Raw genomic sequence first — 14883 nt, forward strand, 5'->3', positions numbered from 1 at the left:
CGGTCGTTGAGCGAGCCGAAGCGAGACGAAACGCCTCACGTCCTGCGGGGCCCTCAGGACCCCGTGGGGAGGAGCGCCGGAGCGCCCGCCGCCGCTCGTCCCACCCGCTGCCGACGCGGCCGGACCGCGTACCGCGTCAGGTCGGCCACTACCGCGGCCGCTCGACGCCGCGACGGCATGAAGCGGAGGAAGAAGGCGAGGCGCATCAGCCAGGCGACGGCGCCGGTGAGGGGGATGCCGTACAGCTCGGCGATCCCGTGCCCGAACCCGAAGGACGCCGCCCGCCCGAGGCCGCGGTAGCCGAAACGCCGCGCGCGCCGTCCACCGAGCTCCCGGGCGACGGAGCGACCGATGTGGTCGCCGCCCTTGATCGCCCACAGCGCGTTGGCGGGCACGGACACTCCTGTCACCGGGTGCGTCACGCGCGCCCCGTCACCCGCCGCCCACACCCCGGGCGCGACCGCAAGCGTGCGCCGGGTGCGCAGCCGCCCGTGCTCGTCGCGCCAGCGGCCCAGGCCCGGGATGCGCACGGGCCGCTGCCCGGTCGCCGCGACCACGGTGCCCGCCGGGATCGACGTGCCGTCCGACAGCATCGCGGCCGAGGCAGCGACCCGCGCGAGGCGCGTCCCGGCGAGGACCCGCACCCCGAGGCGCGCGAGCTCCGCCTCGGTGCGGGCCACGAGCCGCGGCTGGTCGGCCCATTCGCCGAGCAGCCTCGCGCCCGAGTGGACCAGCGTCACCGGGTGGCCGCGGTCCGCGATCGCCGCCGCCAGCTCGGCACCGGCGACGCCGCCTCCGGCCACGACGACCGGCGATCCGGGCCTGGCGGCCAGCTGCTCCGCGAGCTCGCCGATCTCATCCGGACCCCGCAGCGTGTGACCGTGCTCGCGCAGCCCGGGCACGTGTGCGGTGGGCTCCTTGGCCCCGGTTCCCACCACGAGGTGGTCGTAGCCGAGGGTGGCATCGGTCTCGTCTCCGTCGCGCCGGTAGACGACCTCGCGGCGCAGCGGATCGATGTCGACCGCTCGCCCCAGGATGATCCGGGCGTCCGGCATCGCCTCGGTCAGCGGCGTCGCCAGGCGGTCAGAGTCGACCATCCCGGCGATGAGCTCGCCGGTGAAGCCGTGGAATCGATGGGCCCGATCGGCCGAGATGACGACGATCTCCACCTCGCCGCTGCGCACCCTGCGACCGATCCGCCGAAGGAGCGTGGCGTAGGCGTGGAGCGTGACGTAGCCGCCCCCGAGCAGCAGCACGCGGGTCATGCGATCACCGCCGAGCGGGACTCGAGTGCGATCGGGGCGCCGAAGCTGGTCGGCTCCGCTGCCCGGAACCCCAGGTGACTGAGCTCGCGCGCTCGGGCACGAATCTCGTCGATCCGCTCGAGTGTCGGGTTGCCCAGCGAGAAGTGGCCGCGGTGTCCGGTGAGTGCGAGGATCGCGGTCTCGGCGAAGCAGGCGTACGAGCGCCCGTCCGGCAGCCCGATGTCGCCGCCCCGGAGCCGCAGCGAGGGGACCGAGACGATCCCGCCGTCGACGATCAGCACGTCGGGGCGCTGCACGCGCAGGTCGGGGGAGGTGTTGCGCGGCTGCGTGGCGTCGAGCACCACGGCGCCGGGCGCCAGGTGCTGCGGGCCCAGCAGCGTGTCTGCGGAGGCCGTCAGCAGCACCACGAGGTCCGCGTCGGCGACGGCGTCGATGGTGTGCGCGACGGCGACCTCGACGGAATCGGCGACATCGGCCGCGAGTGCGTCGAGCCGGGGCGCAGTCCGGGCGATGAGCGTCAGCCGAGCACCGGCCGGATCACGCGCCAGCAGCCTCGTGACCGCGGAGCCGACGCTGCCGCTGGCACCGACGATCGCGATGTGCGGGCGGGATCCGCCGCCCGCGGTGCGGTCGAGCAGCAGCCGGATCTGGTCCTCCACGATCGCCGCCGTGAACGCGTTGCCGTTGGTCACTCCGATGTCGGTGCGCTCGCCCAGCGTCATGCCCCCCGCCGTGACGGTCGCGGTGAGCGCACCCAGCCCGACGACGTCGGCCCCGAGCGCCACCGCGCGGTCGACGGCTTGTCCGACCCGTCGGCGGCCGCCGACGACGTCGGCGAGAAGGTGCCGAGCACCGAACGGCACGAGCACGACATCGCCGACCCGCTCGCCGCCGATCTGCGCCGTCGCCATCGTGACCGGGGGCAGCGGGAGGCGCCGCAGGGCCGCGTCGTACACCGCCTCGGGCACGAGGCCCAGCGGCCGCCACGCACGTGCGAGGTCCTCGCGCAGCCGGCCGCGCGGGTGGACGGTGAACGCGAAAGTTCCGGAACCGGACACAGGATGCTCCTCCCGGCGCCGCGAGTGCGCGCCATGCGGAGAAGAGCGACGGGGCCCCGCGCTGATACCCGGCGGGAGCCGATCAGACCGGGACGTTCATCCAGGCGGCACCCCGCACGCGCCAGCCCAGCGTGGCCAGGCGCGCGAGCATGTACACGCCGAAGAAGGCGACCGCGAGCCACGCCAGCCCCGCGGCCCCGGCCGGCTGGAGCGCCGCGACGACGACGAGGACGGGCAGGTAGGGCACGAGGTTCAGCCCGCCCGCGATCGCCAGGTACTTCGCATCGCCCGCCCCGATCAGCACGCCGTCGAGCACGAACACCACGCCGCAGACCGGCTGGGCGACGGCGAGCACGATCAGCGCCGGCTGCACGAGCGCGGCGATCGCCGGATCGCCGGTGAACACCAGGCCGATGACGCCGGACAGCGCACCGATCACCACGCCGACGATCACGCCGAACCAGGCGCCCCACGCGAGGGTGCGCCCGAGCACTCGCCGCACCAGTGGCCGATCCTCCTCGCCGAGCCCCTTGCCGATCAGCGCCTGAGCGGCGATCGCGAGTGCATCGAGCGCGAAGGCCGCCGTCGAGAAGATGGTGAAGGCGACCTGCCAGCCGGCCAGCTCCTCGGTTCCGAGAGTGGCCGCGACGGCGACCGTCGCGAGCAGTGCGACGCGCAGCGAGACGGTGCGCACGAAGAGCCACCCGCCCGATCGCGCCGACCCCCGCACTCCCTCGCGATGCGGGCGGACGGATGCCTCGTGCCGGCGCGCGACCCGGCCGATGACGATCACGAACGCGCCGACCATTCCCCACTGCGCCACGACGGTGCCGGTGGCCGAACCCGCGATGCCCCAGCCGAGACCGTAGATGAAGAGCCAGTTCAGCAGGGCGTTGGCCCCGAACCCGAGGCCCGCGATCCACAGCGGGGTCACCGTGTCCTGCATGCCCCGGAGCAGTCCGGTCGCGGCGAACACGATGAGCATCGCCGGCAGGCCCCACATCGAGATGCCGAGGTAGATCTCGGCCTGGTCGGCGACCAGCGGAGTCGCTCCGAACAGCCCGACGAGGAACGGCGTGGCGAAGGAGCCCGCGAGCGCCAGCACGGCCCCGATGCCGAGCGCCAGCCACATGCCGTCGATGCCCACCGAGACCGCACCCGTGCGGTCACCCGCGCCGAACCGTCGTGCGACCGCCGGCGTGGTCGAGTAGGCGAGGAACACCATCAGCCCGACGATCGTCTGCAGCACCGCCGACGCGATGCCGAGGCCCGCCAGCGGCGTCACGCCGAGGTGCCCGACCAGGGCCGAGTCGACGATGAGGAACAGCGGCTCGGCGACGAGGGCGCCGAGCGCGGGGACGGCGAGCCGACGGATGTCGCGGTTCAGCGTGTCGGGACGGCTCGTCACCCTCCGAGCCTAGGCGTGGGCTGCGACGACCGGCTTCTCATCACAATGCGGTCACGTCAGTGAATCAACGGAAGATCGGCGGGCCGCGTGAGTCGTGGGACCTATTCTGGAACGCATGACCGATGCCCCCCGCTCCGGTCTCGCGCTCGAGGAGCTCAGCGCCGAGATCCGCCCGCAGGACGACCTGTTCCGCCACGTCAACGGCTCGTGGCTCGAACGCACCGACATCCCCGAAGACAAGGCCCGCTGGGGCTCGTTCCACCTCATCGCCGAGCAGGCCGAGACCGACGTCCGCGTCATCGTCGAGGAGTCTCGCGCCGCCGACCCCGGCACCGAGACGCGCAAGATCGGCGACCTCTACACGAGCTTCATGGACACCGAGCGCATCACGGCGCTCGGGGCCGCGCCGCTCGTCGAGCCTCTCGCCCGGGTCGACGCGGTGAACGACATCCCGTCCTTCCTCCGCACGGTGGGCGAGCTCGAGCGGGACGGCCTCGCCAGCCTCGTGCACCTCTACATCGAGCCCGACCCGGGCAACCCCCGGCGCTACGTGCCGTTCATCATCCAGGGCGGCCTGTCGCTGCCGGACGAGAGCTACTACCGGCTCGAGAACTTCGAGCCGACGCGCATCGCCTTCCGGGCGCACGTCCAGAAGATGCTCGAACTGGCGGGGGTGGCGGATGCCGCCGCATCCGCCGATCGCATCATCACGCTCGAGACCGAACTCGCCACGCATCACTGGGACAACGTGAAGAGCCGCGACGCCGTCGCGACCTACAACCTCAAGCCGTGGGCCGACGTCCAGGCGCTCGCCGGTGTCGACCTCGGTCCGTGGATCGAGGGCGTGGCGGCCTCGCACGCCGGCGCGTTCACCGAGGTGAACGTCTACCAGCCCAGCTTCGTCGAGGGCCTCGGATCGCTCCTTCGCGAGGACCGGCTCGAGGACTGGAAGGCGTGGCTGCGCTTCGCGATCGTGCACGGCTCGGCGTCGTTCCTGTCGGACGAGTTCGTCGACGAGAACTTCGCGTTCTACGGCACGCAGCTCACCGGAGTCCCGGTGAACCGCGAGCGGTGGAAGCGCGGCGTCGCGCTGACCGAGGCCGCACTCGGCGAGGCCATCGGCCGCGTCTACGTCGAGCGTCACTTCCCGCCTGCCTCCAAGGTCGCGATGGACGAGCTCGTCGCCAACCTGATCGAGGCGTACCGGCAGTCGATCACTCAGCTCGAGTGGATGACGCCCGAGACCCGCGAGCGGGCCCTCGCGAAGCTCGACGCCTTCACCCCGAAGATCGGCTACCCGGTCAAGTGGAAGGACTACTCCACGCTCGAGATCGACGCCGCAGACCTGCTCGGCAACGTGCGGCGAGCCCATGTGTGGGAGCACGACCGCCAGCTCGACAAGATCGGCCAGCCGATCGACCGCGACGAGTGGTACATGACCCCGCAGACGGTCAACGCGTACTACAACCCGCTGATGAACGAGATCGTGTTCCCGGCGGCGATCCTGCAGTACCCGTTCTTCGACGCCGAGCGCGACGCGGCCGCCAACTACGGCGGCATCGGCGCGGTCATCGGCCACGAGATCGGTCACGGGTTCGATGACCAGGGCAGCCGCTTCGACGGCGACGGCTCGCTGCGCGACTGGTGGACCGACGACGATCGCGCCGCATTCGAGGTGCGCACCAAGAACCTGATCGACCAGTACGACGCCCTCACGCCCGAGGGTCTGGAAGGCGACTACAAGGTCAACGGGTCGCTCACGATCGGCGAGAACATCGGCGACCTGGGCGGGCTCGGCATCGCGCTGCGGGCTTACGAGCTGTCCCTGGGCGGTGCCGAGGCGCCGGTCATCGACGGATTCACCGGCGTGCAGCGGCTGCTCCTGAGCTGGGGCCAGATCTGGCAGCAGAAGGGACGGGATGCCGAAACCATCCGCCTGCTGACGATCGACCCGCACTCGCCCAACGAGTTCCGCTGCAACCAGATCGTCCGCAACATCGACGCGTTCTACGAGGCGTTCGACGTGACGGAGTCCGACGCCCTGTGGCTCGACGAGGAGCAGCGCGTCACCATCTGGTGAGCTCGCGGGCCTGCCGCCCGCAGCCCTCCGCGCCTTCGCGGCGCACCCCACCCCACCCGAATCCACCGGAAGGAACCCCGCCCGTGGGCACTGAGCCCAGAAGGGATGCCGAGTCGCTACGGGGGTCGCGACGAAGCACGAGCAGAAGACTGCCGAGGAGGGCGGCGGTCGGACGCAGATCGTTCACATCGACGCTCAAGGCGCTCGATGACCTCGCCACGTCCGGCGCGAAGATCTCGGTGCGCATCACCGACCTCGATCGCGGCACGTCGGTGCTCGCCGGCGACGACTTCGTCACGCTTCCCGTCGCCGGACTCGGGGTCGTCCCGCTGCTGATCGAGGTCGCGGCGGGATTCGAGTCGGGAAGCCTCGATCCGCTCGAGATCATCGAACGCTCGCACGTCGACGCCGTCGCCGTGGGAGGGGTCTGGCAGCACCTCAAGGCGCCGGCGCTCCCGCTGGTCGACCTCGCGGTGCTCGCCGCGTCCACCGGCGACGCGCTCGCCGCGAACGCCCTGCTCTCGCGGGTCGGCCTGCCCGCCGTGCGCGCCCGGATCGAGAAGCTCGGCCTCGCGCGATCCGCGATGCTCGACCGCTTCCGGGATGAGCGCGGACCCGACGACGCGCCGCACTTCGCGCTCGGATCGGCGCGCGAGCTCGCCGAGGTCTTCGCCGCCCTGGTCAACTCGCAGATCGTCTCGGCGAGCGTCAGCGCTCAGGTCGCCGAGTGGCTGAGCCTCAACCACGATCTGTCGCTCGTCGCCTCCGCGACCGGCCTCGACCCGTTCTCGCACGAGAACGACGAGCACGGCCTGCTCTTCATCAACAAGACGGGCCGGGATGCCGGCATCCGCGTCGAAGCGGGAGTGCTGGCCGGTCCGCGGGCCGGCGTGTCGTACGCCCTCATCGTCTGCTTCGACGACCTGTCGATCATGCACCGCATGCGCGCGCACGAAGCGTTCCGCACGCTCGGCATGGAGCTGATGGAGTACGTGTTCTGACGGATCAGCGCCATCCTCCGTGTTGTGGCGCACACTTGATGCATGTGGTGGAGGTTCCTCAAGGCGGTCAGACTGCGCGAGCACCGCGTCGCACCGACGACGTGGGTCGTGGCGATCGGCGCTGTCGTCTACACCTTCGTGCCGATCGATCTGATCCCCGAACTGGTACTCGGGCCGCTGGGATTCGCCGACGACGTCGGTGTCTGGGGCATATTCGCCGTCCTGTTCGCCCGCGAGAAGCGGCGGTGGCAGGCCGCGCTGCCCGCGAAATAGGACGGGCGCTCGGCGAACCGGGTTGCTGCCGCTCCGCGGCGCCGGCGGTGTCAGCTCCCTCCGGGGAAGAACTTCCAGTTCCCCTCAGAGACCACGTCGACGGTTCCATCGACGACCCGTATCGCGGTCCGGTCGTCGATGGCGTACGCCGGGCCGCCGATCCCGCTCGCCCACTTCTCCGCTGCGGCCATCGTGTTGCCCGGCGCCCCGGGTTCGGCCAGGTGCGGACAGATCGAGAAGTCGACGACGCCGAGTGTCTCGTCGCCGGGGGTGAGCGGAGGGTCCCATGACAGGAACTCCGCTCCCACCCGCGGAGTCATCACCATGCTGCCCGCACTCAACCCGACCCACACCTTGTCGCGCAGCGTGGGCAGGAGCTCGGCGAGCCCTGACTGCCGCATCCAGTACGCCAGATACATGGCGTCGCCGCCGTTGACCAGCAGCACGTCCGCCTCCGCGACCCACCCTGTCCAGCGCTCACGGGCGATCGTGGGCAGTGCGGTGAGCTCGAGCACGCCCACCGAACGCCAGCCGAGGCCGGCCATCGGATTCTCCGGCTCGCGACCGCTGATGAAGGCCGACGCTCGGACGGGCGACACCCAGGGGTGCCCGTAGCCCGCCGTGGGGATGCAGAGCGCGCTGGACTCGTCGATGGGCTTGTCCAGCAGGCCGACGAGCGCGTCGTGGATGCTCGGGTTCGTGATGCCGGCGGACGTGAGGAGCAGTTTCATGATTTCCTTCCTCGGGGACGGGCGGGACAGGCGGGACGGGAGGGACGGGCGCGACGGGTGCGGGAATGTCGGCGTCAGTCGTCGGGTGGTCGACGCAGCCGTTTGACGTCGGCGCGCTGCTTCTTGGCCTTCAGGCGCCGCTCCCTGGCTCCCCGACCCGGCTTCGTCGGGCGTCGGGACGGCGACGGCGGCCGCAGCGCGTCTTCCACGAGAGCAGCGAGCCGATCACGCGCGGCTTCGCGATTGCGCAGCTGGGCTCGGTGCTCCGAGGCGGCGATCGTCAGCACTCCGTCCACGAGCCGGCCGCTCAGGCGTTCCAGGAGTCGCTCGCGTTGGAGCGGCGAGAGCGCCGTGGACCGCGCGGCATCCCAGACGAGCTCGGCGCGCGAGTCCGCGGTGTTCACCCCTTGGCCTCCCGGGCCGGACGATCGCGAGAACCGCCAGGACAGCTCGGACTCGGGGATGGTGACTCCCGAGCCGACGCGGAGGCCGGGACGGTGCGGGGCGGGCATTCACCCATCATGCTCCGGTGACCGGGCCCACCGAAGTGGAGCATGTCGGTTTCACGCCGATTCCTGGCGGAAATTCGTTCTCCGCACGGTGATGACGGGTGCACCCTGGAGACATGGCGGAGCAGCGAGCGGTCGTGCGCATGTGGACGGGCGTCGTGCGCACGGAAGACACGGACGACTACGTGGCGTACGTCGAGCGCACCGGGATGTCCGCCTATCGCACGACGGCGGGCAACACCGACGCCTGGCTGCTGACTCGAGATCTCGGTGACGGCCGCACCGAGGTCACCACGGTGTCGCGCTGGGAGTCGCTGGACGCGATCAGGCGGTTCGCCGGCGAGGACCTCGAGCGCGCCGTGTTCTACCCCGAAGACGACCGATACCTGGTGGAACGCGACGATCGGGTGCGCCACTACCTGCAGCAGACGTAGGAGCCCGACTCGGTCGGACCGCCTGGGAGGGCCGTTGTCAAGCCGTGGGCCTGCCGGTGCCTCCCGACCTACCATCTGGCATGGCCACCACACGCACCGCGCAGTCCGATGCCACCGAGGCATCCACCGAAGCATCCGGCGAGTCACCCGGCCGGCTGGAGATCTTCCTGGTCGCTGACACCATCGAGCCCGCGGAAACGGACCTGGCCGACGTGCCGGCGCTCGTCCGCAAGGCGCAGCGCAAGGACGGGTTCGTGTGGCTTCACCTCGTCGATCCGGACGAGGACACCGTGGATGCGGCACGGGAGACGCTCGACATCCATCCGCTCGCGGCCGCCGATGTCGTGTCGGGGCGGCAGCAGCCGAAGATCCAGAAGTTCGCCGAGCACCTGTTCATCCTGCTGTGGAGCATCCTTCCGGACGAGGATTCCGACGACCTCGTCTTGGGACAGACCTACGTGTACATCGGCGACGGGTGGCTTCTCACGGTGCAGCGAGGTGAGGGCGGTGTTCTCACCGACCTGCCGCAGCTGCTCGGCGATGCCCCGGAGAACCTGCGCAACGCGGCCATGCCCGCGGCGTACACGATCATGGCCGACCTCGTCGACGGCTACGCCAAAGCCGCCGCAGATGTCGAGTCCGACCTCGAGGAGCTGGAGGAGCAGGTCTTCAACGACGAGACCGCCGAGGATCATCGGCGCATCTACAAGATCCGCAAGGACATCGGCCGCATCGACCGCGCGGTTTCGAGCATCGCCGCAGCGCTGCGCGAGAGCACCGAGCACCTCGAGGCCCTCACCGTCGGGCGCGAGCAGATCGTGCCCTACCTGCACGATCTTCTGGATGACGCCGCGGGGACGGCCGCGCTCATCAACAACCAGAGCCGCGCACTGGATGCGATCCTCTCCAGTCATGAGAACAACGTGTCCGCGCGGCAGAACAAGGACATGCGCACCATCTCGTCGTTCGCCGCACTGCTCGCCCTCCCGACCCTGATCGCCGGGCTCTACGGCATGAACTTCGAGAACATCCCGCTCGTCCAGTGGCAGTACGGCTGGCTCGCCATCGGCGCGGCCATGGTCATCGTCGACGTGATCATCTACGTCATGTTCAAGCGCCGCGGCTGGCTCTGACCGCGACCGCACGCGGCCGACCGCTGACGCTCGGACCCACCCCGCCGGCGGCCGGCCCCCGCGGACTCAGTGGAGTTCGTTCAGCCACTCCAGGGCGAACTCGTGCGAACGGAGGCCGTAGTCCAGCGTGGCGCGCTGGTACCGGAAGACGTCGGCGAAGGGCGCGGGGACGTCCTCGGCGTCGAGCGCACGCGCGACCTCGCGCAGTTCCGCCAGAGCGGCGTTCACGCTCGTCTTCAGCGCGGCGAGCGCGTCGTCGCGCTCCTGGCCCGGTTCCAACAGTCCGAGCAGGTAGACCTTCGCCAGCATCGCCGTCTCGGCGTGGGCGCCCCCGATCGGCTCGTGCATCCAGCTGTGCCATGCGGCGATGCCTTCAGCGGTCGGCGAGTGCAGTTTGCGCCTCCGCGCGGAGTCCGGAGCATCCGTCGCCGTGACGAGACCCTGCTCGACGAGCTGCCGGAGCGCGCGCTGCAGGCTTCCGAAGCTGGCGCTGTAGAACAGCGACGGACCGGCCGAGAACTGCTTGTGAAGGTCGTAGAGCGACATCGGCGCGAGCAGGAGAAGGCCGAGGATGACGAACTGCATGTATCCATCCTCCTCGAATTGTGCCAACCTATCCCTTAGATATATCTCAAGGGAGTATAGAAATGGGTCGACACTCCGGCATCGCGGAGGATCTGCATACCATCGCCGCTCGTTTCGCACGCAAGCGCCGAGATCTTCCCGAACCGCAGGTGCTGGTGAGCGCCCCGGGGCTGCATGTCACGTCGGGCGACCGCCGCCGCCGCTTCCACTCCGCGAGCGTCGGGAAGATGCTGACGGCCACCCTGGCATTCCAGCTCGCCGAGAGCGGGCGGCTCGACATGACCGCCCCGCTCACGTCCCTCCTTCCGCGGGACGAGATCGACGGACTCTTCGTCGGAGCAGGAGCCGCGGGTGCGGCATCCGTCACCCCGCTGCAGCTGCTCACCCACACGAGCGGCGTCGCCGACTACTTCGAGGGCCCCAACGACACGAGCCGCTCCTTCACGGCACGAGTGACCGCCGACCGGGACGAGCTGTTCGCACCGCGGGATCTGATCGCGTTCTCACGCGCGCACCAGCGGCCCGTCGGGGCACCGGGCGAGCGCTTCTCGTACTCCGACACCGGGTACGTGCTTCTCGCGCGGCTGATCGAGGAGTCGGGTGGGGCGTCGCTGGGCGCGCAGCTGCACGAGCGGATTCTCGGTCCTGCCGGGATGGATGCCTCGTGCCTGCTGTTCCACACGCTGCCCGGCGGTGGGGCATCCACCGCATCCGACCCCGGCGCGGCTCTCGACATCGCGCCGATCCTCGTCGACGGCGTCGACCTCAGCCGTGCGCGGAGCCTCAGCTGCGACTGGGGCGGCGGCGGCCTCGCCACCACCCTCGACGACCTCCACCGGTTCGCCGGCGCGTGGCACGGCGGCGCGCTGATCGGCGGGGGATCGCGCGCACGGATGACGCGCATCGAGCACCGATTCCGGTCGGGCATCCACTACGGCGCCGGAGTGATGCAGCTGCGCTACCCGGGCTTCTTCCCCCTGCTGGTGGGGCTGCCCCGCACGATCGGTCATCTCGGCGTGACGGGCGTGCACCTGTTCTCCGACCCGGAGCGCGACATCACCCTCGTCCTCAACCTGCACTCCACCCGCGAGATGACCCGGAGCTTCCAGCTCCACATCCAGCTGCTGCAGCGCGTGCTGCGGGCGCGACGCTGAGGGCGCGATTCGCTGATGCTCAGCGGGGCGGCTCCAGCATCGAGCGAGCGAGGAGCGTGGATCCTGCCACGGCCGCCGGCATGGTCGCGACCGCGCCGAGGGGCACCAGGAAGCACAGCTGCGTGGCGACGCCGAAGCCGAGTGCCCGGGCTCGGTGCTTTCGCATCAGCTGACGGCGCGCGCCACGGGCGATCCCCCGAGCCGTCAGAGCGCGCGCGGTGAGTTCGTCGGCGAGCAGCCATCCCGTGAAGGTCACGGCGAAGACGGTGCCGATGACCCCGCCCACCACGGGGATGAGTCCCAGCAGGGCGGCCGCGATCGCGACACCGAACCCTCGTGCCAGGAGCCGGATGCTGTCGCCGAGCGAACGCCAGAATCCATAGTCCGCATCGATGGGCGCTGCGCCGGCCTCGGACTCCACGGTGCGCCAGATGCGCTCGTAGAAGGGCTCCCCGACCAGGAGCGTGAGCGCGGTGAACGAGACCGCCACCAGCACGAGCGCACCGCCGAACACCGCGGTTCCCACGGCGACACGGATGACGGTGACCCAGAGCCCCGGCCATCCCTCCGCGAACGGGGTGACCGCCTCGGTGAGGCCCGGGAGGGAAGTGCCCAGTGCGATCAGACCCGAGAGGAGCAGCACGGCGACGAGCGCCGCCGGAAGCAGGCCGAGCGCCATGACGCCCGGACGGCGTCGCCAATACGCGAAGCCGCGGCCCAGCAGGGCGACTCCTCGAGCGAATTCGCGCATCGACGGCAGCCTTCGCCTGGCCGTCAGAAGACGATCGTGTGGTTGCCGTGCTGGATGACGCGATCCTGCGCGTGCCACAGCACCGCGCGTGAGAGCACCTGGCGCTCCACGTCGGCGCCGCGCCGCGCGAGTTCGGCGACGGTGTCGGCGTGGGTCACCCGGATCGTGTCCTGATCGATGATCGGACCCTCGTCCAGGTCGGTCGTCACGTAGTGCGACGTCGCCCCGATCAGCTTGACGCCCCGCTCTTTGGCCTTCTTGTAGGGCTCGGCCCCGATGAAGGCGGGCAGGAAGGAGTGATGGATGTTGATCACCGGCACCGCGAGCTTCTCGAGGAAGTCCGCCGAGAGGATCTGCATGTAGCGGGCGAGGACCACGAAGTCGACGTTCCCGGCGAGCAGCTTCACGATCTCCGCCTCGGACGCCGACTTGTCGGGCCCCGGCGTCGAGGGCACGTGGAAGAACGGAACCCCGAACGAGCGCACGTCTTCGGCCGCGTCGGTGTGGTTCGAGATCACCATCGGGATGGTCACCGGCAGGTCGCCGCGGCGGTGGCGCCAGAGCAGATCGAGCAGGCAGTGATCCTGCTTCGAGGCGAGGATCGCCATGCGCTTGGGCACGGACTGGTCGGTGATCGTCCACCGCAGATCGCTGCCCTCCAGCGTGCGGCCGAGGTCGGCCTCGATCTCGGGCAGCGCGGCCGACAGGTCAGGCCGGTGGAACAGGACCCGCTGGAAGTAGGCGCCGCCGGTGGGGTCGTCGGAGTACTGGTCGAAGGCGACGATGTTTCCGCGGTTGCGCGTGATGAGCGCCGAGACGGCCGCGACGATCCCCGGGCGGTCGCTGCCGTGGACGATCAGGCAGGCGTGGTCGGGCAGAAGATGCGGGCTGTGGGCGGCCATGCAACGATTCTGCCCTGTCGCGCCGGCGTCAGCGCACGCCGCGCATCAGCTTCAGGACCGGCTTGACCGACACGAGGAGCGCGATGCCGAGGACGATCGCGATGGCTCCGAGGATCGAGAAGTAGGGCACCTCGTTGTCCGGGTTGTAGAACTCCGCCAGCCACCCCGCGATCGCCGTGCCGAGCGCGACCGAGAGGAAGAAGAGCGCCACCATCTGGGTGTGGAAGGCGTTCGGCGCGAGCTTCGTCGTGACGGACAGCCCCACGGGCGAGATCAGCAGCTCGGCCACGGTGAACACGAACAGGATCCCGACGATCGCCAGGAGCGGCGTGGAGTTCGGCCCGCCGTTGGCGAAGGGCAGGAACAGCAGGAACGCGAGGCCCATGATGATCACACCGAGGCCGAACTTGACCGGTGTGGAGGGCTGGCGAGTGCCGAGCTTGGTCCACAGCGCCGCGAAGACGCCCGACAGGATGATGATGAAGATCGGGTTGATGGACTGCACGAACGGCACCGGCATCTCCCAGCCGAAGATGTTGCGGTCGAGCTTCTTGTCGGAGTAGATCGTCAGCACCGTGAACTGCTGCTGGTAGAGCGACCAGAACCCCACGCTCACGATGAAGAGCGGGATGAAGCCGAAGACCCGCGAGCGCTCGACCGCGGAGATGCGGCCACTGGAGAGGATCACGGCGAAGTACGCGACCGTCGCTCCCAGCGTCACGAGGATCACCACTCCGTCCAGGTTGTCGGCGCGGATGATGCCCGACAGCACGAGCACGACGACGAGCAGCACGGCAGCCGCCGCGATGCCGATCATGACGCCGCGGCGGTTGGCCGGCAACGGGTTGGGAACCGTGCGCGACTCGGCGGGCAGGTTGCGGCGCCCGAACGCGTACTGCGTGAGCCCGATGGCCATGCCGATCGCCGCCAGCGCGAACCCCGCGTGGAATCCCCACGCGACCTGCGCGGCTCCGGTGAGGATGGGACCGAGCAGGGCGCCGAGGTTGATGCCGAGGTAGAAGAGCGAGAAGCCGGCGTCGCGACGGGTGTCGGTGGGGGAGTAGAGCGTCCCGACGACCGAGGTCGCGTTGGCCTTGAGCCCGCCGGACCCGACGGCCACGAGGATGAGACCGACGCCGAGGCCCCAGTACCCCGGGAGGACGGCGAGCGCGATGTGTCCGCCCATGATGACGATCGCGCTGTAGAACAGGACCCGCTCGGAGCCGAGGAGGCGGTCGGCGACCCAGGCGCCGAGGATCGTCGAGAGGTACACCGAGCCGCCGTACGCGCCGACGATGCCGGTGGCGATGGCCTCCGGCATCCCGAGGCCGCCCTCGGTCACGGCGTAGTACATGTACAGCAGGAGGATGCCCTGCATGCCGTAGAAGCTGAAGCGCTCCCACATCTCGACGAAGAAGATATGGACCAGGTCCCACGGCTGTCCGAAGAACCGGGTGTCGCGGCGATCGTGCTCGTCGGCCGTCGCCGTGGCCGTTTCGCGTGCGGCCGCGGCACCCGTGGGCGGTCCGACCGGCACCTGTTCGAGACCCTCGTTCTCGTTCATGGCGTCAGGCTAGCGGGAGGGGCGGTGGCCCGTCA

General features: G+C 70.2%; 15 protein-coding genes. 6 read left to right on the top strand and 9 right to left on the bottom strand.

Translation table 11 applies throughout. The features are described 5' to 3' along the window. Positions 1-53: 53 nt before the first annotated feature. The 3 genes from SOM19_RS02230 to SOM19_RS02240 form a co-directional block, all read right to left on the bottom strand. Positions 54-1265: an NAD(P)/FAD-dependent oxidoreductase gene (locus SOM19_RS02230; protein ID WP_320484920.1), complete on the bottom strand. Its 1212-nt coding sequence runs from the start codon at positions 1263-1265 to the stop codon at positions 54-56. Next, a complete protein-coding gene (locus SOM19_RS02235; protein WP_320484921.1) occupies positions 1262-2323 on the bottom strand; it encodes a semialdehyde dehydrogenase in 1062 nt (353 codons plus the stop codon). The genes SOM19_RS02230 and SOM19_RS02235 overlap by 4 nt, the downstream gene beginning before the upstream one ends. Positions 2324-2405: 82 nt before the next feature. Further along, on the bottom strand, positions 2406-3731 hold the full coding sequence (locus tag SOM19_RS02240; RefSeq protein WP_320484922.1) for an MATE family efflux transporter: 1326 nt from the start codon (positions 3729-3731) through the stop codon (positions 2406-2408). Between the two features lie 115 nt (positions 3732-3846). Between SOM19_RS02240 and SOM19_RS02245 the strand changes: the two genes are divergently transcribed. From SOM19_RS02245 to SOM19_RS02255, 3 genes are all read left to right on the top strand, one after another. Beyond that, positions 3847-5811, top strand: a complete 1965-nt coding sequence (locus SOM19_RS02245) for a M13 family metallopeptidase (RefSeq protein WP_320484923.1) — start codon at positions 3847-3849, stop codon at positions 5809-5811. Positions 5812-5894: 83 nt separating this feature from the next. After that, positions 5895-6812, top strand: a complete 918-nt coding sequence (locus SOM19_RS02250) for a serine hydrolase (protein WP_491715920.1) — start codon at positions 5895-5897, stop codon at positions 6810-6812. Positions 6813-6854: 42 nt separating this feature from the next. Further along, positions 6855-7085, top strand: coding sequence for a YkvA family protein (locus SOM19_RS02255; RefSeq protein WP_320484924.1), 231 nt, complete (start codon positions 6855-6857; stop codon positions 7083-7085). Between the two features lie 50 nt (positions 7086-7135). Here the strand turns inward: SOM19_RS02255 and SOM19_RS02260 are convergent, their stop codons facing one another. Continuing rightward, positions 7136-7816, bottom strand: coding sequence for a Type 1 glutamine amidotransferase-like domain-containing protein (locus tag SOM19_RS02260; RefSeq protein ID WP_320484925.1), 681 nt, complete (start codon positions 7814-7816; stop codon positions 7136-7138). Positions 7817-7890: 74 nt separating this feature from the next. Then, positions 7891-8328, bottom strand: a complete 438-nt coding sequence (arfB, locus tag SOM19_RS02265) for an alternative ribosome rescue aminoacyl-tRNA hydrolase ArfB (protein ID WP_320484926.1) — start codon at positions 8326-8328, stop codon at positions 7891-7893. A gap of 113 nt (positions 8329-8441) precedes the next feature. Here arfB and SOM19_RS02270 point away from each other — a divergent pair, with 113 nt between their 5' ends. Both SOM19_RS02270 and SOM19_RS02275 read left to right on the top strand, forming a co-directional pair. After that, positions 8442-8759: a hypothetical protein gene (locus tag SOM19_RS02270; protein ID WP_320484927.1), complete on the top strand. Its 318-nt coding sequence runs from the start codon at positions 8442-8444 to the stop codon at positions 8757-8759. An 80-nt stretch (positions 8760-8839) separates the two neighbouring features. Further along, positions 8840-9892: a CorA family divalent cation transporter gene (locus SOM19_RS02275; protein WP_320484928.1), complete on the top strand. Its 1053-nt coding sequence runs from the start codon at positions 8840-8842 to the stop codon at positions 9890-9892. 66 nt (positions 9893-9958) lie between these two features. Here the strand turns inward: SOM19_RS02275 and SOM19_RS02280 are convergent, their stop codons facing one another. Continuing rightward, positions 9959-10477: a PadR family transcriptional regulator gene (locus SOM19_RS02280; protein ID WP_320484929.1), complete on the bottom strand. Its 519-nt coding sequence runs from the start codon at positions 10475-10477 to the stop codon at positions 9959-9961. Between the two features lie 62 nt (positions 10478-10539). On the opposite strand from SOM19_RS02280, the gene SOM19_RS02285 reads away from it, so the two are divergent. After that, positions 10540-11631: a serine hydrolase domain-containing protein gene (locus SOM19_RS02285; RefSeq protein WP_320484930.1), complete on the top strand. Its 1092-nt coding sequence runs from the start codon at positions 10540-10542 to the stop codon at positions 11629-11631. Positions 11632-11650: 19 nt separating this feature from the next. On the opposite strand, the gene SOM19_RS02290 is transcribed toward SOM19_RS02285, so the two are convergent. The 3 genes from SOM19_RS02290 to SOM19_RS02300 are packed head-to-tail and all read right to left on the bottom strand — an operon-like array spanning position 11651 to position 14848. Next, on the bottom strand, positions 11651-12382 hold the full coding sequence (locus tag SOM19_RS02290; RefSeq protein ID WP_320484931.1) for an EI24 domain-containing protein: 732 nt from the start codon (positions 12380-12382) through the stop codon (positions 11651-11653). Positions 12383-12405: 23 nt separating this feature from the next. After that, complete coding sequence (gene purU, locus SOM19_RS02295; RefSeq protein ID WP_320484932.1) at positions 12406-13284, bottom strand: formyltetrahydrofolate deformylase; 879 nt, start codon at positions 13282-13284, stop codon at positions 12406-12408. A 28-nt stretch (positions 13285-13312) separates the two neighbouring features. Continuing rightward, positions 13313-14848: a peptide MFS transporter gene (locus SOM19_RS02300; RefSeq protein ID WP_320484933.1), complete on the bottom strand. Its 1536-nt coding sequence runs from the start codon at positions 14846-14848 to the stop codon at positions 13313-13315. Positions 14849-14883: the final 35 nt, after the last annotated feature.

Source organism: Microbacterium sp. CFBP9034 (genome assembly GCF_034045255.1).
In the GTDB taxonomy this organism is placed as follows: domain Bacteria; phylum Actinomycetota; class Actinomycetes; order Actinomycetales; family Microbacteriaceae; genus Microbacterium.

Coding starts and splice junctions, on each gene's coding strand:
- SOM19_RS02230 (WP_320484920.1), bottom strand. CDS start 1,265: ATGACCCGCGTGCTGCTGCTCGGGGGCGGCTACGTCACGCTCCACGCC.
- SOM19_RS02245 (WP_320484923.1), top strand. CDS start 3,847: ATGACCGATGCCCCCCGCTCCGGTCTCGCGCTCGAGGAGCTCAGCGCC.
- SOM19_RS02255 (WP_320484924.1), top strand. CDS start 6,855: ATGTGGTGGAGGTTCCTCAAGGCGGTCAGACTGCGCGAGCACCGCGTC.
- SOM19_RS02260 (WP_320484925.1), bottom strand. CDS start 7,816: ATGAAACTGCTCCTCACGTCCGCCGGCATCACGAACCCGAGCATCCAC.
- arfB (WP_320484926.1), bottom strand. CDS start 8,328: ATGCCCGCCCCGCACCGTCCCGGCCTCCGCGTCGGCTCGGGAGTCACC.
- SOM19_RS02270 (WP_320484927.1), top strand. CDS start 8,442: ATGGCGGAGCAGCGAGCGGTCGTGCGCATGTGGACGGGCGTCGTGCGC.
- SOM19_RS02275 (WP_320484928.1), top strand. CDS start 8,840: ATGGCCACCACACGCACCGCGCAGTCCGATGCCACCGAGGCATCCACC.
- SOM19_RS02280 (WP_320484929.1), bottom strand. CDS start 10,477: ATGCAGTTCGTCATCCTCGGCCTTCTCCTGCTCGCGCCGATGTCGCTC.
- SOM19_RS02285 (WP_320484930.1), top strand. CDS start 10,540: ATGGGTCGACACTCCGGCATCGCGGAGGATCTGCATACCATCGCCGCT.
- SOM19_RS02290 (WP_320484931.1), bottom strand. CDS start 12,382: ATGCGCGAATTCGCTCGAGGAGTCGCCCTGCTGGGCCGCGGCTTCGCG.
- purU (WP_320484932.1), bottom strand. CDS start 13,284: ATGGCCGCCCACAGCCCGCATCTTCTGCCCGACCACGCCTGCCTGATC.
- SOM19_RS02300 (WP_320484933.1), bottom strand. CDS start 14,848: ATGAACGAGAACGAGGGTCTCGAACAGGTGCCGGTCGGACCGCCCACG.